The sequence below is a fragment of the Clostridium sartagoforme AAU1 genome, assembly GCF_000401215.1.
Taxonomy (GTDB): domain Bacteria; phylum Bacillota; class Clostridia; order Clostridiales; family Clostridiaceae; genus Clostridium; species Clostridium sartagoforme.
In genome coordinates this window covers 1-20,539 of record NZ_ASRV01000008.1, presented here as the reverse complement: position 1 = coordinate 20,539, position 20,539 = coordinate 1, and the positions used below count along the sequence as shown (strand labels likewise).

Genomic DNA, 20,539 nt, shown 5'->3' with positions numbered 1-20,539 from the left:
TGAAAAAGTGTATTTATTGATATATATACTAAATATACACTGTATAAAAATGATGTTTTTACCCTCTGAAATCGTTTTGACAGAGGTTTTTTTATACACTAAAATGAAATTAACTTAAGAGAAGCAAATAAATTTAAGAGAAGGAGAAGTATTGTATGGATGATATAAATGACTTAGTATCAATGACAATTATTGCAAATTCAGGAGATGCACGTTCCTTTGCATTTCAAGCATTAGAACAAGCTAAAGCAGGAAATTTTGAGGAAGCAGAAAAACTTCTAGCAAAATCAGAAGTATCAGCAAATCTTGCTCATAAAGCACAAACAGAATTACTATTTAAAGAAGCTAGTGGTGAGAAACAGGATATTAATGTATTGCTTATTCATTCACAAGATCATTTGATGACAAGTATGCTTGCATCTGAACTTATTAAAGAGATTATTTTACTTTATAAAAGCAAATAAAATAAGGAGGAATAATACATGAAAATTTTATTAGTATGTGCTGGAGGAATGTCAACAAGTATTTTAATGAAGAAAATGGAAAAATATTGGAAGGAGGCAGGAGAAGAACTTCAAATTAAGGCAGTAGGATTAGGTGAATATCAAGATGTATATCAAAATTATGATATTGTTTTGGTTGGTCCTCAAGTATCATATCGTTTGAAAGAAGTTAAAGAAAATACTGGATTACCTTGCGCTCCAATTGAATCTTTTGATTATGCTATTGCAAATTGTTCTAACATTATGAAGTTAGCTAAAAAGCTATATGCTGAAAAATAAATAAAATAAGGAGAGGTAAAATGGAAAAATTATTTGAAAGTCAATTTATGGTCAAGCTACAAAACTTCGGACAAAAATTAGGTAGTAATAAATTTTTAGCTGCATTGCAAGCTACTATGATGTCATTAATGGGTATTATAATGGTTGGTGCTATATCACAAATTATTTGTTCAGTAGGTACTTTATTTAATCTATTCACTGCCGACAGTAAAATTTATGCAATAATTTATTTACCTTATCAATTTACTATGAATTCTTTATCCTTATGGGTTGTTGCATTATTTGCATTCAACTATGCTAAAAATTTAAAAATGAAATCTCCAATTATGAATGCTATTGATGCCTTAGTATGTTTCTTATTAGTTGCTGGGACTTTAATTGTAACTGAAGTAGGAATAACAGGTATTGATATGACTTATCTTGGAGCTCAAGGTATGTTTATTGGATTCCTTGTTGTGTTTGTATCAGTGCATATTGAAAAATTTTGTGTTGACAAGAATATTCGTATTAAGATGCCAGATGTTGTACCACCTTTCTTACAAGATGGTTTCTCAGCAATTTTACCATTATTATTTAGTGCAATAGTATTTTTAGCCACTTCTACAGCTGTATCAGTGGGTACAGGGGGAACTTATAATGTTGCTTCAGGATTTATGGCGTTATTAGGAACTCCATTAAATGCATTAACATCAGTTCCAGGTATGTTCATAATTTGTATTTTTGCTGCATTATTATGGTGCTTTGGTATTCATGGTACTATGATTTTAGTTCCGATTATTATGCCTTTAGGTATCCAAGCAGCAGTTGCAAATGCATCAGCACATGCAGCAGGACAACCTCTAGTTTTTTATCCAGTTGCATTATTTGCTGGAATGGCAATTGCTGGTGGTACAGGTAATACCTTGCCTCTTGCATTAATGGGAATACGTTCTAAATCTAAACAAATTAGCGCAGTTTCAAAAATTTCAGCTGTTCCTGGATGGTTTGGAATAAACGAACCACTTACATTTGGTATGCCAATTATGTACAACCCTGTACTTTGTATTCCTTATGTATTAAATATTCCAGTTGTTATGTTATGCACATATATAGGATATAAAGTTGGGTTCCTTCAACCTGCATGGATTAGTATTTCAGCATTACTTCCAATGGGATTTGGCAGTTATTTATCTACACTAAGATGGCAAAATGCAATTTGGGATTATTTAATGTTAATTCCTTCTGCAATTGTATGGTATCCATTCTTTAAAATTTATGAAAAACAATTAATTGCTAAAGAAGCTGCTGCTTTAGAAGAAGAAGCTGAAAGTATTGCAATGTAAAAAAGAAAAGCACCATCAAATAGTTGGTGCTTTTTAAATAAAAATGTTATTAAAAACAATGGAGAGGAGTTTGATTAATATGTCTTTCCCTAAGGATTTTTTATGGGGTGCAAGCAGTTCAAGTGCTCAAATTGAAGGAGGATATAATGAAGATGGAAGAGGACTATCTATCTGGGATGTTAAGGAATTAAATTCAGGAACTTGTAGTTTTCATTATGCATCTGATTTTTATCATCATTATAAAGAGGATATTGCTTTAATGGCCGAAATGGGATTTAAAGCTTATCGTATGTCTATTTCTTGGAGCCGTATATTACCTAATGGTGAAGGTGAAGTGAATCAAAAAGGTATAGATTTTTATAAAGATGTTTTTAAGGAATGTTACAAATATGGAATTGAACCTATTGTAACTATTTTTCACTTTGATTTACCACTTGCTTTACAAGAAAAATATGGTGGATGGAATGATCGCCGTATGATTGATGCTTATTTAAATTATTGTAAGGTTTTATTTGAGAATTATAAGGATGACGTTAAGTATTGGTTAACATATAATGAACAAAATATGCTTATTTTCTTTGGAGCTCTTGATATGCTAGGTGGATCAAAAACTTTCCAATCTGGAAATACCCTTTATAATCAAGCACATATCCAAAATGTTGCACAAGCTAAAGCAATTCATTTATGTCATGAAATGTGCCCAAGTGCAAAAATAGGACCAGCTCCCAATATTACAACATCTTATCCAAAAACTTGCAATCCAGTAGATTATTTGGCTGCAATGAATATGGATGACTTAAGAAATAATTTCTACTTAGATGCATTGGTATTTGGAAAGTATCCTCAAAGCGTTCTTCGCTATTTCAAAATGAATGACATTACTATTGATGTACAAGATGGTGATTTTGAATGTATGGAAACTTGTCATCCTGATTTTATTGGATTTAATTGTTATGGTAATGATACAACTGAGCATTTAGAATATTATAAGGTTGATTTTAGTGATATGTTAAATGCTGATAACCGTGATATGAGTTATTTAATGAAGTTAATGGATAAACCAGGTGTTGGTAGAGCTAGTCAAAATGAATATTTCACTAAGGGTGAAGATGGACATTCTTTTGATCCTTATTGTATTCGTGTTACAGCAAGGCGTTTAACAGATCGTTATCATTTGCCTGTGATAATTACAGAAAATGGATATGGGCGTCCTGATGTATTAGAAGAAGATGGAAACATTCATGACAGTTATCGTATTGAACATTTAAGAGAAACAATAAGACAAATGGAGATTGGTATTGAAGAAGGTGCTAATATCATGGGATATTGTCCATGGAGTGCAGTAGATTTAGTTTCTACAAGAGAAGGCATTAGTAAGCGTTATGGATTTATTTACGTTGATAGAGATGAAGATGATGAAAAGGCGAAATCATCTCAAATGAAACGTTATCGTAAAGATTCATTCTATTGGTATAAACAAGTCATTGAGACAAATGGTGAAAAATTAGATATGGAGGTAAGATAAATGAAGGGTTTTCCTAAGGAATTTTTATGGGGTGGCGCAACAGCTGCCAATCAATATGAAGGTGGATGGAATGAAGGAGGAAAGGGTATTAACACATCAGATGTTATGACTTCTGGTTCTCATACAGTTCCACGTAGAGTAACTTATAAAAATGTAAAAACTGGCGAAACAGGATCAGTAGCTGGTTTTGGACCAGATGCAAAGATTCCAGAAGATTGTATTCCAGCAGTTATTGATGGTGAATACTATCCAAGTCATGTTGCAACTGACTTTTATCATTATTTTAAAGAAGATATTGCATATATGGGTGAAATGGGCTTTAAAACATTCCGTTTAAGTATGAACTGGGCACGTATTTTCCCAAATGGTGATGACGTAGAACCTAATGTAGAAGGATTAAAATTTTATGATGCAGTTTTTGATGAATGTGCAAAATATGGTATAGAACCATTAGTAACATTATCACACTATGAAACACCAATTAATTTAACAATTCAATATGGTGGCTGGTCAAATAGAAAATGTATCAATTTCTTTGAAAACTATGCAAAAACAGTTTTTAAATACTATGAAGGAAAAGTAAAATACTGGCTAACTTTTAATGAAATTAATTGTATGGAGTTCGCTCCATTTGTTGCAGGTGGATTATCTGATCCATCACCTCAAAACAAAGCACAGGCAGCTCACAATCAATTTGTAGCAAGTGCAAAAGCAGTAAGAGCAGCTCATGAAATTAATGATGAAATAAAAGTAGGACAAATGCTAGCATATCAGCCAATGTATGCTTATACATGTGATCCTGCTGATCAATTAATGGTTATGGAAGCGGCTCAAACTAGTCTGTTCTATTCTGATGTTCAAACAGGTGGACATTATCCTGCTTATAGATTGAAGAAATATGAAAGAGAGGGCATTGTTTTAGATACAGAACCTGAAGATTTTCAGCTTCTTGAAAAATATTCAGCTGACTTCTTAAGTTTCTCTTGCTACGGTTCTAGTACATTTACAACACACGACGATGTTGATAAAAGTGGTGGAAATCTTTTTATGGGAATCAAGAATCCATACTTAGAAACCAATGCATGGGGATGGGCAATTGATCCAGCATGTTTAAGAATTGCATTAAATACATTATATGATCGTTATCATAAACCATTATGGATTGTAGAAAATGGTATTGGTTGGGATGATAAAAAAGAGGAAGATGGAAGTGTTCATGATACTTATCGTATTGAATACCTACGTAAAAATATTGAGTCAATGAGAGATGCTATTAATATTGATGGTGTTGATTTAATGGGATATACAATGTGGGGATGCATTGATTTAGTTTCTGCAGGAACTGGAGAAATGAAGAAACGTTATGGTTTTGTTTACGTAGATCGTGATGATAAAGGAAATGGAACCTTAGAAAGAAGCAGAAAAGATAGTTTCTATTGGTACAAGAAAGTAATTTCAACTCAAGGAAAAGATTTAGATTAACTGTAAAAGGCTTTGTTATCTTTAAAAATTGATTAATTTGTTGTGAAAATTTACTTATGCTAAAATAAAGGTAAATAAAAATAAGTGCCAGTAGGAGAAAACTTATGAAAGAGTATATTCATAATAAATTAATAGCACTAACAGATGAAGAAAATAAAATTTTAAGTGGTGAGCATGAAGTTAATAAAAGTTTATATACTGATAATGGTCAATTTATAATAGATAGCAATAAGTTGTTAGGAAAAGAAGAACTTATAGATATAAGGAAACATACAAGATTTATAGATTTTCCAAAGCATAAGCATAACTATATTGAATTTAATTATGTTTATCAAGGAAGCTTAACAGAGATAATTGATGATAAGAAAATAATACTTAAAAGGGGAGAGTTAATTTTCTTAAATCAATATATTACTCATGAAATTGAAGCTTCTAAAGAAGAAGATATAATAATAAATTTTATAATAAAACCTGAATTCTTCGATTATATATTAGGATTATTAGAAAATGATAATATAATAAGCAGATTCTTAATAACAACCTTATATACTAATTATGAAGAAGGAGAATATTTATATTTTAAGGTTGCAGATAACAAAGAAATACAAAACTTAGTAGAGAAAATAATAACTGAACTTTATACTCCTTCTATAATGAGTAAAGCTACAATTAAACTTTTAGTAGGATTATTAATAGTAGAACTTGTAAAGAATTCACAAGATGTAGAGACATATTCTGTGGATAATTATGAAAAGATGTTAATAATTCAATGCTTAAAATATATAGATGAGTTTTACAGAGAAGGAAATCTTTTTGAGCTGTCTAAAGAACTTAAGCAACCACATTATAAGTTAAGCAAATTAATTAAAAAGCATACTAAGATGACTTTTAAAGAACTACTGCAAGAAAAAAGACTTAGCAAAGCTGTAGAGCTTTTAAAGTTTACAGAATATCCTATAGTTGAAGTTATAGATTTAATTGGATATGAAAATCTTACTTATTTCTATAAGATATTTAAAACAAAGTATAAAGTTACGCCTAAAGAATATAGAGAAAAAAAGTAGAAGACTATTAGAAATTTCTAGTAGTGTTCTACTTTTCTAGGAAATTATAAAAAGATTACTACGTGAATAACTTTTTATAATTTCCTTCCTTCAGTTTTCAAGTAGACATATGTAAGTTTACGTTGACTTCGAGTGAAACGAGGTCATAAGTAAATTTACATATGTCTACTACTTTTTGCAAATAAGGATAATAAATTAAACAAATAGAGTTATTAAATATAACTTTTATAAATAATATAATCAAGTTAAGTAAATGATTTCTTGATAGGGGGAATAGGTTATGGAATATCATCTAGCCATTGATATTGGGGCTTCTAGTGGAAGACATATATTAGGATTTATAAAAGATGGTAAGCTTAAATTAGAAGAAATTTATAGATTTAGTAATGGAATAAAAAAGGTTAATAATGAATATTGCTGGGATTTAAAAAACTTATTTTCAGAAATAAAAAATGGAATAAAAAAATGCAAGGAAATAGGCAAAATCCCTAAAAGTATAGGGATAGATACTTGGGCAGTAGACTTTGTGTTATTAGATGAAAATGAAGATATATTAGGAAATACAGTAGCTTATAGAGATGATAGAACAGAAGGGATAATGGAAGAAGTTTTTAAGATAATACCTAAAGATATGCTATATCTTTATACAGGAATTCAGTTTCAAAGATTTAATACAATATATCAGCTTATGGCAATTAAAAAGAAAAATCCAGAAAATCTTAAAAAAGCTAAAACCTTTTTAATGATACCTGATTATTTCAACTTCCTTTTAACAGGAAAAAAAGTTAATGAATATACAAATGCCACTTCAACTCAATTAGTAAATTCCTTTGATAAAACATGGGATGATAATATATTAAATTCCTTAGAAATAAATAAAGAGATGTTCCAAGAAATAAAGCTTCCTAAAACTAATCTTGGAAACTTAAGAAGTGAATTAGTAGAAGAATTTGGTTTTAATATGGAGGTAATATTACCTGCAACTCATGATACAGGTTCTGCTTTTATATCCTCAGTATGTAATGATGAGGATAGTGTTTATCTAAGCTCTGGAACATGGTCTCTTATGGGAGTTGAAAATAGATTTCCAATTTGTGTTCCACAGTCAATGAATTACAACTTTACTAATGAAGGTGGAATTGATTATAAGTTTAGGTTTTTAAAAAATATAATGGGACTTTGGATTATACAAGAAGTAAAAAGGGTGTACAAAGATAAATATTCCTTCCAAGAATTAGTTATAAAGGCTAAGGAAGTTGAGTGCTTTAAATCAATTATAGATGTAAATCAGGATAGATTTTTAAATCCTGAAAATATGATTACAGAAATACAAGATTATTGCAAAGAAACTAATCAAGACATACCTAAAACTCCTGGTGAAGTGGCTTATTGTGTATTTAACAGTTTAGGTATTAGTTATAGAGAATCTATTAAAGAACTTGAAGAAATATTTGAAAAGAAATATGAAAGAATTAATGTCTTTGGTGGTGGATGTCAAAATGAACTTCTTAATCAATTAATTGCAGATAGAACTAATAAAGAAGTTTTAGCAGGTCCAGTTGAGGCAACAGCAATAGGAAATATAATTGTTCAGCTGCTTAGTTTTAATAAAATAGAAGACTTAAGAGAAGCTAGAAAACTTATAGCAGAATCTTTTGAAATAAAAAAATATACGGCCATAAAATGTATAAATTAGGAGGACATTATGAATATAAAAGAAAGATATTTAGAAGCAAAAAAAGATTATGAGAAATTTGGAATTAATGTAGATAAAGTATTGGAAGATCTTAAAAAGGTTAAGATTTCAATCCACTGCTGGCAAGGAGATGACGTAACTGGATTTGAGGTTTCACAAAGTGAACTTTCAGGAGGGATTGCAGCTACAGGAAATTACCCAGGAAAAGCTAGAAATGCAGAAGAATTAAGAAAAGATTTAGACAAGGCATTATCTTTAATTCCAGGTAAACATAAAGTTAATTTACATGCAATATATGCAGAAACAAATGGTGAAGTTATAGAAAGAGATGAAATAAAGCCAGAGCATTTTGAAAATTGGGTAAATTGGGCTAAAGAAAAAGAACTAGGATTAGATTTTAATCCAACTATATTTTCACATCCAAAAGCTTGTGATGGCTTAACTTTATCTCATCCTAATAAGGACATAAGAGATTTTTGGATAAGACATTCAATAGCTTCAAGGAAAATAGGAGAATATTTTGGAAAAGAACTTGGCCAAACTTGTGTAACAAATCTTTGGATACCAGATGGATATAAAGATATTCCAAGTGATAGATTAGGACCAAGAGCAAGACTTAAAGATTCTTTAGAACAAATTTATGCAGTAGATATAAATAAAAAATATAATTTAGATTGTGTAGAATCTAAGGTATTTGGAATAGGTGCAGAAAGCTATACAGTAGGATCAAGCGAATTTTATATAAACTTTGCAGCTAGAAATAACATATTGTCTTTAATGGATACAGGACATTATCATCCAACAGAAGTAGTTTCAGACAAGCTATCAGCTATGCTTTTATTCAATGAAAAATTAGCACTTCATGTAAGTAGACCAGTTAGATGGGATAGTGACCATGTAGTAATTTTCGATGATGAGCTTAAAGAAATTGCAAAAGAAATAGTAAGAAATGATGCTTTAGATAGAGTTATAATAGGCCTTGATTTCTTTGATGCAAGCATAAATAGAATAGCAGCATGGACTATAGGTACAAGAAACATGATTAAAGCATTATTGTCAGCAATGCTTACACCTAATGAATTATTAAAGAAATATCAAGATGAAGGTAACTTTACAGAAAGATTAGCTTTAATGGAAGAATTAAAAACTTATCCAATGGGAGACATATGGAATTATTACTGTGAAAAGAATAATGTTCCAGTAGGGGAAGCTTGGATAAAAGAAGTTAAAGAATACGAAGAAAATGAGTTATCAAAAAGAAATTAATGGATTGCAAAGGTGGGAATAAGGAATGAAAATGAATGATATTAAATTTATCAAAAACTTTCAAAAAATGACTAACGATGCTTGGCTTAAGGGCTGGCATGAAAGAAATGGTGGAAATATTACTTATAGATTAACAAAAGAAGAAGTTAATGAAGTTAAAGATCTTATAGATGAATCTGCAGAATATAAATCAATTGGAGTAAAGGTTGAAAATTTAGCTAATGAATATTTCTTAGTAACTGGAAGTGGAAAGTTTATAAGAAATGTGGCTATTGATTTAGAAGCAAATGTAGGAATAGTTAAAATAGATGAAGCTGGAGAAAACTACAAAATTGTTTGGGGTCTTATAAATGGAGCTAAACCAACTAGTGAACTTCCATCACACCTTATGAGTCACTGTGTTAAATATGATCAAACAGGTGGAAAGCATAGAATTATAATGCATTCTCATGCAACTAATATAATAGCATTAACATTTGTGCTACCTCTTGATGGAGTAGTCTTTACAAGAGAACTATGGGAAATGGCTACAGAGTGCCCAGTAGTATTTCCAAGTGGAATAGGGGTTGTGCCATGGATGGTTCCAGGTGGAGCGCAAATTGCAGAAGCTACAAGTGAATTAATGAAAAAACATGACATAGTAATATGGGCTCATCACGGAGTATTTTGCTCAGGAGAAGACTTAGACTTAACATTTGGTCTTATGGATACTGTAGAAAAATCTGCTGAAATACTTGTAAAAGTTTTATCCATGGGTGGAAAGAGACAAACTATAAGTTCACAAAACTTTAGAGATTTAGCTAGAGATTTTAAGGTAAGTATTTCAGAAGAATATTTGAAATAATAAAATAGTTGAAGTACAATATGCAATGCTATATTAGCCTATATACATTAGCCCATATATATGTGTTTTAAAATATTGTTGGTAATATGTACAATCAATAAGTGTTAATATAGCATATAAATCTGTTTTACTGTTTTAAGAAGTTGTTGGTGGTTAAGCTACCAACAATCTTTTAAAACAGAAAAAGATATATATAAGAAGGGTAAAATCCCCATAATCTAAAAATAGGTAAAATTTTTTAATATAAAAAGTTAATTATTTAACAAAACATAATTATAAGAAGGAGATTGATTTTATGGCAAACAGAATGATTTTAAATGAAACAAGTTATTTAGGAGCAGGAGCAATAGAAAATATTGTTACAGAAGTTAAAGTAAGAGGATATAAAAAGGCATTAGTAGTTACTGATAAAGACTTAATAAAATTTAATGTAGCAACTAAAGTTACAGATTTATTAAAAGAAAATGCTTTAGAATTTGAAATATTTGATGAAGTTAAAGCAAATCCAACTATAAATGTTGTAAAAGCAGGTATAGAAAAATTCAAAGAAAGTAATGCAGATTATTTAATAGCAATAGGTGGAGGGTCATCAATAGATACTGCAAAAGCAATAGGTATTATTATAAATAATCCTGAATATTCAGATGTAAGAAGTCTAGAAGGGGCTGTTTTAACAAAAAATAAATGTGTTGATATAATAGCAGTACCAACAACAGCAGGAACAGCAGCAGAAGTTACAATAAACTATGTTATTACAGATGAAGAAAAGAAACGTAAATTTGTTTGTGTTGATCCTCATGATATACCAGTAATAGCAGTGGTAGATTCAGAAATGATGTCATCAATGCCAAAGGGATTAACAGCAGCAACTGGTATGGATGCTTTAACTCATGCAATTGAAGGATATATAACTAAGGGAGCTTGGGAGTTAACTGATACTCTTCACTTAAAAGCTATAGAAATAATAGGACGTTCACTTAGAAGTGCTGTAGCTAATGAATCTAAAGGTAGAGAAGATATGGCTCTTGGACAATATGTAGCAGGTATGGGATTTAGTAACGTAGGACTTGGAATTGTTCACTCAATGGCACATCCATTAGGAGCATTTTATGATACACCTCATGGAATTGCCAATGCAGTAATTTTACCATACGTTATGGAATATAATGCAGAAGCTACTGGAGAAAAGTATAAAGAAATAGCTAAAGCTATGGATGTTCAAGGTTTAGATAATATGTCTCAAGAAGAATACAGAAAAGCAGCTATAGATGCAGTAAAGAAACTATCAGAAGATGTAGGAATTCCAAAGACATTAAGTGAAATAGGAGTTAAAGAAGAAGACTTACAAGCACTTGCAAAATCAGCATTTGCAGATGCCTGCACTCCAGGAAATCCAAGAGATACTAACGTAACTGAGATATTAGAAATTTATAAAAAGCTTTCAAATAATATTTACTAGAAAGAGTGGGCAAGGTTGCTTACTCTTTTAAAGTTAATTAAACATATTTATCTAATTGAAATTTAAAAAGAGTAATTACAAATAATTTACAATTTGAAATTTTAGAATAAAAAACTTTAAGGGTTTATTTTTTATAAAAATTTGATATAATATAAATAAGAAAAGCTTAGTGTGCTAACACTAAGCAAAGTCTTAGAACATTTATTTTGTTTTAGGGCTATTGGATTAGATTTATATTATTAATTATGAACCTTAGAAAAAGTGCTAATCTTTGCGGGATGGAGCACTTTTTTCTTTGCTTTTAACTTCTATATCAAGACCAAGAAATTTAATCTTAATTTTTAAATGATGTATAAAAAGATTATGTTTTAGAATTAAGCTAATTACATAAATAATTGATATACACTTTATAAAAGTATCAAACATATCCAATACCACCCCCTAACTATGATGAAGTATCACCAATAGTCCTAGGGAGATAAAATGTCCAAAACCTCCATAGCCATCCAACTATGGAATTTTCAAATATTACCTTAGAATTATACCATAAATGGATAATTATATACATAGGGATAAGATGGAAAATTATTTTATATCAATATCTTGAACACAAAGAGTTAAACCTTTTAAGAGACACTTCTATATAATAATCTTTTATAATTTAAATCAAAATGAATACTGCAAATCATATATAAGACAAGTATAATATAATTATATAAATACCATAGCCTATTATTTTATGTAAGTATTATAGATTATTACTTATAAAATAATAGGTTTTTGCTATAAAATCTATAGCCATAAAAGTAATAAACTTTGATTATATAATCAACTAAAAGAGATATTAAAAGGAGAGCATTTTATGACTAAATTATATTTAACAAGACATGGTGAAACAGAATGGAATGAAAAAGGAATAATGCAAGGGTGGGGAGATTCACCACTAACTGAATTAGGAAAAAATCAAGCGAAATGGCTTGGAGATAGAATGAAGGATTTACATATAGATGTTATTTATGCTAGTCCAATAGGAAGAGCCTTTAATACTGCAAAAATAGTTAAAGGAGATAGAAATATTCCTTTAATTACTCACGATGGACTTAAAGAAATAAGGATTGGTGGATGGGAAGGCTTAAATCAAGAAGAAATGAAATCTTTAAGTGAAGAAAATTATTATAACTTTTGGAATGTACCATCTAAATATATACCAACAGGAAATGGAGAAAGTTTCTACGAAGTAAAAGAAAGAGCCTTTGAAGCAATAAATGAAATTTTAGAAAAAGAAAAGGGCAAAACTATTTTAATTGTAACTCATACAATTACACTAAAGTCCTACTTAACAGCATTAGAAAATAGAGATATAGATACTTTATGGGATCCACCATTTATAAAACAGACAAGCCTTACAGAAATAAACTTCAAAGAAGATGGATATGATATGCCTTTAGTTGCATGTATGGAACATCATGAATATGCAAAGAAGGAATTTAATGAATTTAAATAAAATATATAGGAAAGAATTAAAACTATATAAATAATCTTTAAATATAAATTATCCAATTTAGCATATATGATAACTAATCCTAATATAGAAAATCACTTTTTCATTCTTAATATTTAAATTATCTGATGATTGGAAGAATATATATGTTAAAATATAGTATATAGAAAATTGTTAAAAGATAAGAAATGATATTATGAAGTTATTAAATGATTTAAAACTTAATAAAATCGATAATTTAATTTCATTAGCCGTGTTTGGAAGCTATGGCACTAAATACTGGAGAGAAGGCAATAGTGATATAGATATCTTAGTTTTAATTATAAAAAGATACGATATTATGGATGAAATTAATTTAGAGGAGATAATTTTGCCTATATTGAAGAAGTTCTTCAATTATGAAAATATACATTTAACATTCTTAAACATGAGCGACTATGATAATAGGTTAGCAAAGCAATATTTAGACAGTAAAAATAAATTAATTATAGATGAATTTAAGGAAATTGATTTTAGATTATATGTAAATAAATATTTAAGAGAAAATGAATGGCTCATAAGAAAAACAAGAGAAGATAGTAAGCTTTTGGAGGATATTAATGGTAGCAGACTATAATTGAGCTTGTTCCCTGTTCCCTGATACCTGCTACCTGTTCCCTAAAAAAATGAAACCAACTGTGAGCTGTGCCTTGTGAACTGTGCACTAGAAATTTTGCTTCGCAAAATATTACTATTCTTTCATTTTTCTAAAAGCCAGCGGTGTTTTCCCATGAGTTTTTTTAAACATCTTTACAAAGTTTCCGCAATAATTATATCCAACCATTTTAGAAATTTCATCAATGCTTAAATCTGTTGTTGATAATAAGTTTTCTGCAATATTCATTTTAATAGATGTAGTATATTGGCTAATTGACATATGATATTTTGATGAAAATCCTGCTTTTAATTTCTGCTCATTTAAAAATACCATCTTACTTAATGTATTTATTGTAGGGGGATTGCATGCCTCCTTTGTTAAGATTTCATGGGCTTTTTGTAGTGCATTTACATCAGAAGCTGTTAGTGAAACTCGTCTATTTTTTCCAATGATAATATCACCATAATCTAATTGATTTGTAAAAGTATTTTCAATAGAACATTGAATTTCTTGTGACATTAAAGCAATTGCTTCTAGAATCTTACTTTCTAAATATAATAAAGTTAATTTATTAGCTTGTACTAAGTTTCTTAATTGTTGAACAATAGTTGCTATTTCCAGAGGAAGATAGCGATAAGTATAATTAGTTATAAAGTTATTAAAACCAAGTGTATTAGGAAAGTTTTTATCTATAATATCATCAAAAAACTTTTTATAAATAGTTATTTCTGCTCCATGAAAGTGTTGACCCTTTTTCCATACTTGAGATCCTTTTATATTTTTTTCCACAACAAAAAATGAAGATGGAGAAAAAGAGGAAATTGGGTTGTTTTCTATCTTAAACTTTGTAACCCCAGTATATACAGTACCAAAACGCATTATTGGTTCTTTATGATTAAAAGATAAAGAAAAGTCATTTGGTATAGTGTAATCACCAACCCCAAAATCATAGTATCCTTCTCTACTATACTTAATGAAATACCCAAGATCAGGCCTATCATCATTTTTATATATCGTAAAGTTTCCCATAGAATGAGGTGAAAATGTCATATTACTTAAAACTTCTTTTTGAAACTCATAAGTTGATTTTGATATCATTTGTTTTTAGCATCCCCCTATTTTGAATTATAAAACTACATTGATTATTATCATAAAACTTTTCTATTAGGAAATAATAAATTTTACAAAGTAAAATTCATTTTAGTGCACAACTTTTTTTAGTGCACAGTTCACAAGGCACAGTGCACAGTTATGGAAATAATTCAGCAGAGCTGAATTAAAAAAGGTTATTCTACAACTCTGAAAGAGTTAAAATAATCTAACTTTCAGAAACTACATAGTAGTTTCATCCTAAATTGTGAACTGTGAACTGTGCGCTGTGAACTGAATAAAACTGTGAACTAAACAAAGCTTTATAAAAATTATTATAGCAGAAAATCTATAATTTCCATATAAAAATTATTATATTGGATGATAAAATTATCAAATTAGATGCAGATATTGAATTGAGAATGAATATCACATACAATTACTAATGTAATAAACAAGTGAAAAGTATTATCAATAAAAAATTAATTAATACATAATAGTAAAAACTGTGCACCGTGAACTAAACAAAAACTGTGACCTGTGCCCTGTGCACCGTGAACTAAACAAAAACTGTGAACCGTGCCCTGTGCACCGTGAACTAAACAAAAACTGTGAACTGTGCGCTGTGAACTGTGAACTGACAAAAACTGTGAACTGAACAAAAACTGTGAACTGAACAAAAACTGTGAACTGTGCCCTGTGAACTGTGAACTGACAAAAACTGTGAACTGAATAATCGGAGGTATATTATGAAGAAGAATTTATTAAAAACAATAGTTGCATCATGTGTTACTGCAATAATGCTTGTAGGATGTGGTACAAATGGAACTACAACTGAAAATAAAGCATCAGATAAAACTGTAAAGGTAACAGATGTTAGAGGAGAAGTTGAGATTCCAGCAGAACCTCAAAGAATAGTAGATTTAAGTGGAAATAGTGATATTTTATCTATATTAGGATATAAGGTAATAGGAACAGCAAATAGTGATGCTTATGACTATACTAAGTTTCCTGCATATTTAGAAGAAACATTAAAGGGAGCAGAAATTTTAGGATATAGTATGCAAGATACTATGGATGTAGAAGCAGTTATGAACTTAAACCCAGACTTAATAGTTATATCAACAGTTCAAGAAAAAATGTACGATCAATTAAGTGAAATTGCTCCAACAGTTATGATTAAATTAGAAGCATTAAACTGGAAAGAAGATGTTAAGGCATTTGCAAAAGTATTTAATAAGGAAGAAGCAGCAAATAAGTGGATTTCAAATTATGAATCAAAAGCAAAAGAAGCTGGAGATAAAGTTAAAAAAGAATATGGTGAATCTACAACTTATCTTTCATTCTTAGCAAGTGGTGGACAATTCTTTATATTTGATGGAGCAGGATTTGGAAATGTTTTATATGAAGATATGGGCCTTGCTAAACCAGAAGGAATGCCAGAACAAAGTGATATTAGTCTTCCAGTAGTTACATATGAAGGATTAGCATCAATTAAATCAGATTATATATTCTTAATAGCAACAGATGAAGATTTAGCACAACTTGAAAGCAACGCTATATGGAACAGCTTACCAGCAGTTAAAGAAGGAAAAGTAGTTAAACTACAATCATCACCATATTTTAATCAAGGATACAGCTCAATAGGTAGGGAATTATTAATAGATGAAATAGGTGAAATGTTAAATGGAACAAAGTAAGAAGCGTACGATAATTTTTACAATTTGTAGTATGTTACTTCTAACAATAGGACTGCTTCTAGCTGTAAGGCTAGGGGCTGTCCATATTGGCTTTTCAGAGATTTGGGACAGTATCTTTAATTACAGTGAAACACTTGAGCTTATGTTAATTAGGGATGTTCGTATTCCAAGAGCTTTATCTGTATTATTTACAGGGGGAATTTTAGGAGTAACAGGAGCAATGATTCAAGGTGTTACAAGAAATCCAATAGCTGAACCCTCAATTTTAGGAGTTAGTCAAGGAGCAACACTAGTTATAGCAATATTTTATGCATTAGGAATATCAGTAAATATTAAAAATGTTATGATAGCATCTTTAATAGGAGCACTTATAACAGGATTAATAGTTTTAGGATTTATATCTAAAAAAGCAAATAATAATTCCATTGCAAAGATACTTTTAGCAGGAACAGCTATGAGTACATTTTTCATTTCTTTAACAACTATAATAGGACTTTTATCAAATCAATCTCAAATGATAGGATTTTGGGTATCTGGTGGTTTTAGAAATGCAAGTTGGGCAGATTTTAGATTAGTGTTTTGGGTAGGAATTATAGGACTTATTATAGGAATTTTATTATCACCTAAAATCAATATTTTAAGCCTTGGAGATGATGTTGCAATTGGACTTGGGCAGAATCCAGAAAAAATAAGATTTACAACACTTATGGTTATTATACCAATGTGTGCAGCAGCAGTAGCAGTTGGAAAAAATATAGCTTTTGTTGGACTTATTGTTCCACAAATAGTTAGAAAAATATTAGGTGAAGATTATAGAAGAAATATACCATGTTCATTTTTATTAGGAGCAACACTTTTAACATTTGCAGATGTTGCAGCAAGAATGTTATTAGATCCATATGAAACTCCAATTGGAGTATTTACAGCTTTAATAGGAATACCATTTTTTATAGCTGTGGCTAGAAAGGAGAGAGGATAATGAAAAAGAAAAGATTTAGAATAGTTTTAATTATTTTATTAATCTTATTAATAGCCTCCTTCTTAGTTACACTATGCTGGGGTACCTATAAAATATCTCCACTAGAAGTTATCAATGTTTTAGTTGGAAAAGGGACAAAACTTCAAAATACAGCAATTTTAAATATAAGACTTCCAAGAATGTTAGTTGGAATATTTGTAGCAGTTGCATTATCTACAGCAGGTTCAATACTTCAAACCATAACTAAAAATGATTTAGCAGAAACAGGAATTATAGGTATAAATGCAGGGGCGGCAGTTGCAGCAGTTTTATTCATTACATACAAAACAGCAAATTATTATAGTGAACTTGGTTCTTTATCTATTTTTGTTCTTCCATTTATGGCTATAATTGGAGCAGCAGTTTCTTCATTTATAATGTATATGTTATCTAGTAAAAATGGAATAAAGCCAAAAAGATTACTTTTAATTGGTATAGGTATGAATTCGGCTCTTAATGCATTTATAGTATTTAGTACATTTAGAGGGGGAGTTGGAGATTACAACAGAGTTTTAGTTTGGACATCAGGAAGCCTTTGGGGATCAGGGTGGAGTTATGCTAAAGTAATTATACCAATAATAACTTTAATGTTCATATTAGTATTGTTAAACCATAAGAAATTAGATATTTTAAATCTCTCAGATGAGCTTTCAATATCTTTAGGATTAAATATAGAAAAAGAAAGAAAAAAGTTTTTAAGCTATGTAGTTATATTAGCAGGAACTGCAACAGCTTTTGCAGGAAACATTGGCTTTCTAGGACTTGTATCTCCTCATATTGCAAGAAAACTAGTTGGACCTTATCATAAGCACTTTGTTTCAATATCAGCAATAATAAGTGTTATAATAATTCTTCTTGCAGACTCAGTTTCAAGAAATTTATTTTCTCCAATTGAAATTCCAGTTGGAATTACTGTATCAATATTTGGAGTACCATATTTTATTTATTTAATGATGAAGGAGAAATAATTATGGAAGCTATTAGTATAAAGAATTTATCAGTTTCATATGAAAATAATATAATAATTGAAAATATGAATCTATCTATACCAAAGGGTGAAGTTAGTATAATAATTGGAGCAAATGGTTGTGGAAAATCAACTCTTTTAAAAACAATAGCAAGAATTAATAAGCCAAGGTCTGGAAATATTTTAATTAATGGTAAAGACATGAAGAAAATAAAAGAAAAATCTATAGCAAAAGAAGTAGCATTTCTTCCTCAAGGACCAGTATGTCCAAGTGGGATTACAGTAAGAGAACTTGTAGCTTACGGGAGATTTCCACACCAAAAGATGATAGGTGGATTAAATAGCCATGATAAAGAAGTTATTGATTGGGCAATTGAAGAAACTGGACTTTTAGAGTTTGCAGATAGAGAAGTTGAAAATTTATCTGGAGGGCAAAGACAAAGGGCATGGATTGCTATGACTTTAGCTCAAGAAACAGATATTATAATGCTTGATGAGCCTACAACTTACTTGGATATGTCATATCAACTTGAGGTATTAGAAGTACTAAAAAAACTTAATAAGGAAAAGAAAATTACAGTAGTTATAGTGCTTCATGAACTTAATAATGCTTGTAGGTTTGCAGATAACATAATAGGTCTTAAAAAGGGAAAAGTTATTTGCCAGGGAAAACCAATAGATGTTATTACGAAATGTACTTTAAAAGAAATATATGGAGTAGAGGCTAATCTTCAAACAAGTGAAAATGGAGAATATCCAATATGTATGGAATATGAACTTCTAAGGGGTGAACATGAAAAATAAAAATTTTATAATAATAGTTATAGGGCAAATTATATCTTTGTTTGGAAACGCAATTCAAAGATTTAGTATGTCCTTATACTTACTAGAGTTTACAGGTAGTACAGCTACCTTTGCAAATATATTAGCTATATCAACAATACCATATATCTTATTTGCACCAATTGCTGGGATGTTATCAGACAATGTAAATAGAAAAAAGATAATGGTTTATTTGGACCTTTTCTGCTCAATACTAATTGGAGGGTATGCCTTTGTAGTATTTAGTGGAAATGATCATAAGTTGATAGTTGCAGCAGTTATGTTTATGCTATCAATATGCTATACATTATATGGACCAGCAGTAACAGCTTCAATTCCACAAGTAGTGGATGAAGAAAAACTAACAAGTGCCAATGGAATAATAAGTCAAGTAGGATCAGTAGTAAATTTTTTAGGACCAATACTTGCAGGAATTTTATATGGAATAGTTGGAATAAAATTAATAGTCATAATAAATGCAATTAGTTTTTTTGCTTCAGCAGTAATGGAGATGTTTTTAGATATACCAGATGTAGTTAAGACTGTAGATGAAGAAGAAGCTTTTAATGTTAGTTCTTTAGATAAAAAAGAATTAAATTTAGTTACAGATATAGCTGATATGGAGATAGCGCCAACAGTTGAAATAACAAGAAATAAACCTAAAAACAAAGTTTTATCAGTAGGATTTATAAAAGATTCTTTTATCGATATGTACAAAACCTTTAAATATCTATCAAAAAAGAAAAAGGTTGTTCTTGGAATTATAGCTTCATATGCTTTATGTAATATATTTTTAGTTCCAGTGCTAACAATACTAGCACCATACTTTATAAATATTTTTTAGGATTACCATCACAAATTTATGGAATAGTTGAGGGAATATTTGTTTTAGGAATGATAATAGGAGGATTTTGGATAAGCATAAAACCAAAGATGTTTTCAATGAAAAAGGTACATTATACATATTTTCCAATGATTGCAGGAGTTTTACTAATGTCTTCATTAGGAGCCGTGAAAGCAAATAACTATGTATTAGCAGTTTTATTTGGCATTTCTGGTATGGCAATTATGATGTCTTTATCATTATCAAATGTACTAACATTAACATTTATACAAAAGGAAGTACCATTAGAAATGTTAGGTAAAGTTTCAGCCTTTTCAACAGCCATTGCAACCATAAGTGTAGCCCCAGGGCAATTATTATATGGACAGGTAATAGAAGCAGGAATACCAATAGGAATAATTTTACTTATAACGGCAGCAGCTAATATAGGATTAATTATCTTTGTAAAATGGAATGTAAGAGAATTAAAGAATTAATAATATATAAAAAGTCACCCCTGGGGTGTAAAATTTGGAAATTGG

17 protein-coding genes and 1 pseudogene are annotated in these 20,539 nt (G+C 29.8%); 17 read left to right on the top strand and 1 reads right to left on the bottom strand.

Going from position 1 to position 20,539, the window contains the following annotated elements:
• The first annotated feature begins 155 nt into the window (after positions 1 to 155).
• The 12 genes from A500_RS00310 (at position 156) to A500_RS00250 (ending at position 13,557) form a co-directional block, all read left to right on the top strand.
• Positions 156 to 464 (top strand): PTS sugar transporter subunit IIA, encoded by a 309-nt coding sequence (locus tag A500_RS00310; RefSeq protein WP_016205604.1) that lies wholly within the window; start codon positions 156 to 158, stop codon positions 462 to 464.
• 18 nt (positions 465 to 482) lie between these two features.
• Positions 483 to 782, top strand: coding sequence for a PTS sugar transporter subunit IIB (locus A500_RS00305; protein WP_016205603.1), 300 nt, complete (start codon positions 483 to 485; stop codon positions 780 to 782).
• A 20-nt stretch (positions 783 to 802) separates the two neighbouring features.
• Positions 803 to 2,104 carry a PTS sugar transporter subunit IIC gene (locus A500_RS00300; protein WP_016205602.1) on the top strand — a complete coding sequence of 434 codons (1,302 nt, stop codon included), beginning with the start codon at positions 803 to 805 and terminating at the stop codon, positions 2,102 to 2,104.
• A gap of 79 nt (positions 2,105 to 2,183) precedes the next feature.
• Positions 2,184 to 3,629, top strand: a complete 1,446-nt coding sequence (locus tag A500_RS00295) for a glycoside hydrolase family 1 protein (protein WP_016205601.1) — start codon at positions 2,184 to 2,186, stop codon at positions 3,627 to 3,629.
• Positions 3,630 to 5,111 carry a family 1 glycosylhydrolase gene (locus A500_RS00290; protein ID WP_016205600.1) on the top strand — a complete coding sequence of 494 codons (1,482 nt, stop codon included), beginning with the start codon at positions 3,630 to 3,632 and terminating at the stop codon, positions 5,109 to 5,111.
• A gap of 104 nt (positions 5,112 to 5,215) precedes the next feature.
• Positions 5,216 to 6,175, top strand: a complete 960-nt coding sequence (locus tag A500_RS00285) for an AraC family transcriptional regulator (protein ID WP_016205599.1) — start codon at positions 5,216 to 5,218, stop codon at positions 6,173 to 6,175.
• 280 nt (positions 6,176 to 6,455) lie between these two features.
• Positions 6,456 to 7,871: a rhamnulokinase gene (rhaB, locus tag A500_RS00280; RefSeq protein ID WP_016205598.1), complete on the top strand. Its 1,416-nt coding sequence runs from the start codon at positions 6,456 to 6,458 to the stop codon at positions 7,869 to 7,871.
• Positions 7,872 to 7,880: 9 nt separating this feature from the next.
• Positions 7,881 to 9,137 (top strand): L-rhamnose isomerase, encoded by a 1,257-nt coding sequence (rhaA, locus tag A500_RS00275; RefSeq protein WP_016205597.1) that lies wholly within the window; start codon positions 7,881 to 7,883, stop codon positions 9,135 to 9,137.
• Positions 9,138 to 9,162: 25 nt separating this feature from the next.
• On the top strand, positions 9,163 to 9,981 hold the full coding sequence (gene rhaD / locus A500_RS00270) for a rhamnulose-1-phosphate aldolase (RefSeq protein WP_016205596.1): 819 nt from the start codon (positions 9,163 to 9,165) through the stop codon (positions 9,979 to 9,981).
• A gap of 295 nt (positions 9,982 to 10,276) precedes the next feature.
• The gene (gene fucO, locus A500_RS00265; RefSeq protein WP_016205595.1) at positions 10,277 to 11,440 is read left to right on the top strand and encodes a lactaldehyde reductase; all 1,164 of its coding nucleotides are present in this window, start codon (positions 10,277 to 10,279) and stop codon (positions 11,438 to 11,440) included.
• A gap of 862 nt (positions 11,441 to 12,302) precedes the next feature.
• Complete coding sequence (locus tag A500_RS00255) at positions 12,303 to 12,944, top strand: histidine phosphatase family protein (protein WP_016205593.1); 642 nt, start codon at positions 12,303 to 12,305, stop codon at positions 12,942 to 12,944.
• A gap of 193 nt (positions 12,945 to 13,137) precedes the next feature.
• Positions 13,138 to 13,557, top strand: a complete 420-nt coding sequence (locus A500_RS00250; RefSeq protein ID WP_016205592.1) for a nucleotidyltransferase domain-containing protein — start codon at positions 13,138 to 13,140, stop codon at positions 13,555 to 13,557.
• Positions 13,558 to 13,671: 114 nt separating this feature from the next.
• On the opposite strand, the gene A500_RS00245 is transcribed toward A500_RS00250, so the two are convergent.
• Positions 13,672 to 14,676: a helix-turn-helix domain-containing protein gene (locus A500_RS00245; RefSeq protein WP_016205591.1), complete on the bottom strand. Its 1,005-nt coding sequence runs from the start codon at positions 14,674 to 14,676 to the stop codon at positions 13,672 to 13,674.
• A 740-nt stretch (positions 14,677 to 15,416) separates the two neighbouring features.
• On the opposite strand from A500_RS00245, the gene A500_RS00240 reads away from it, so the two are divergent.
• From A500_RS00240 to A500_RS21975, 5 genes and pseudogenes are all read left to right on the top strand, one after another.
• Positions 15,417 to 16,367, top strand: a complete 951-nt coding sequence (locus A500_RS00240; protein WP_016205590.1) for an iron-hydroxamate ABC transporter substrate-binding protein — start codon at positions 15,417 to 15,419, stop codon at positions 16,365 to 16,367.
• Positions 16,354 to 17,346: a FecCD family ABC transporter permease gene (locus A500_RS00235; protein WP_016205589.1), complete on the top strand. Its 993-nt coding sequence runs from the start codon at positions 16,354 to 16,356 to the stop codon at positions 17,344 to 17,346. The genes A500_RS00240 and A500_RS00235 overlap by 14 nt, the downstream gene beginning before the upstream one ends.
• Positions 17,346 to 18,353, top strand: a complete 1,008-nt coding sequence (locus A500_RS00230; RefSeq protein WP_016205588.1) for a FecCD family ABC transporter permease — start codon at positions 17,346 to 17,348, stop codon at positions 18,351 to 18,353. The genes A500_RS00235 and A500_RS00230 overlap by 1 nt, the downstream gene beginning before the upstream one ends.
• Before the next feature lie 2 nt (positions 18,354 to 18,355).
• Positions 18,356 to 19,156 carry an ABC transporter ATP-binding protein gene (locus A500_RS00225; protein WP_016205587.1) on the top strand — a complete coding sequence of 267 codons (801 nt, stop codon included), beginning with the start codon at positions 18,356 to 18,358 and terminating at the stop codon, positions 19,154 to 19,156.
• Positions 19,146 to 20,494 (top strand): annotated as a pseudogene (locus A500_RS21975) (MFS transporter). Before A500_RS00225 ends, A500_RS21975 begins: the two are co-directional and overlap by 11 nt.
• The last annotated feature ends 45 nt before the right edge of the window (positions 20,495 to 20,539 follow it).

What these genes read in the sequence shown, in the direction of transcription:
- A500_RS00255 (WP_016205593.1), top strand. Translation starts at nt 12,303, where the DNA reads ATGACTAAATTATATTTAACAAGACATGGTGAAACAGAATGGAATGAA.
- A500_RS00230 (WP_016205588.1), top strand. Translation starts at nt 17,346, where the DNA reads ATGAAAAAGAAAAGATTTAGAATAGTTTTAATTATTTTATTAATCTTA.
- A500_RS00295 (WP_016205601.1), top strand. Translation starts at nt 2,184, where the DNA reads ATGTCTTTCCCTAAGGATTTTTTATGGGGTGCAAGCAGTTCAAGTGCT.
- rhaB (WP_016205598.1), top strand. Translation starts at nt 6,456, where the DNA reads ATGGAATATCATCTAGCCATTGATATTGGGGCTTCTAGTGGAAGACAT.
- A500_RS00285 (WP_016205599.1), top strand. Translation starts at nt 5,216, where the DNA reads ATGAAAGAGTATATTCATAATAAATTAATAGCACTAACAGATGAAGAA.
- fucO (WP_016205595.1), top strand. Translation starts at nt 10,277, where the DNA reads ATGGCAAACAGAATGATTTTAAATGAAACAAGTTATTTAGGAGCAGGA.
- A500_RS00300 (WP_016205602.1), top strand. Translation starts at nt 803, where the DNA reads ATGGAAAAATTATTTGAAAGTCAATTTATGGTCAAGCTACAAAACTTC.
- A500_RS00225 (WP_016205587.1), top strand. Translation starts at nt 18,356, where the DNA reads ATGGAAGCTATTAGTATAAAGAATTTATCAGTTTCATATGAAAATAAT.
- rhaD (WP_016205596.1), top strand. Translation starts at nt 9,163, where the DNA reads ATGAAAATGAATGATATTAAATTTATCAAAAACTTTCAAAAAATGACT.
- A500_RS00245 (WP_016205591.1), bottom strand. Translation starts at nt 14,676, where the DNA reads ATGATATCAAAATCAACTTATGAGTTTCAAAAAGAAGTTTTAAGTAAT.
- rhaA (WP_016205597.1), top strand. Translation starts at nt 7,881, where the DNA reads ATGAATATAAAAGAAAGATATTTAGAAGCAAAAAAAGATTATGAGAAA.
- A500_RS00240 (WP_016205590.1), top strand. Translation starts at nt 15,417, where the DNA reads ATGAAGAAGAATTTATTAAAAACAATAGTTGCATCATGTGTTACTGCA.
- A500_RS00235 (WP_016205589.1), top strand. Translation starts at nt 16,354, where the DNA reads ATGGAACAAAGTAAGAAGCGTACGATAATTTTTACAATTTGTAGTATG.
- A500_RS00290 (WP_016205600.1), top strand. Translation starts at nt 3,630, where the DNA reads ATGAAGGGTTTTCCTAAGGAATTTTTATGGGGTGGCGCAACAGCTGCC.
- A500_RS00250 (WP_016205592.1), top strand. Translation starts at nt 13,138, where the DNA reads ATGAAGTTATTAAATGATTTAAAACTTAATAAAATCGATAATTTAATT.
- A500_RS00310 (WP_016205604.1), top strand. Translation starts at nt 156, where the DNA reads ATGGATGATATAAATGACTTAGTATCAATGACAATTATTGCAAATTCA.
- A500_RS00305 (WP_016205603.1), top strand. Translation starts at nt 483, where the DNA reads ATGAAAATTTTATTAGTATGTGCTGGAGGAATGTCAACAAGTATTTTA.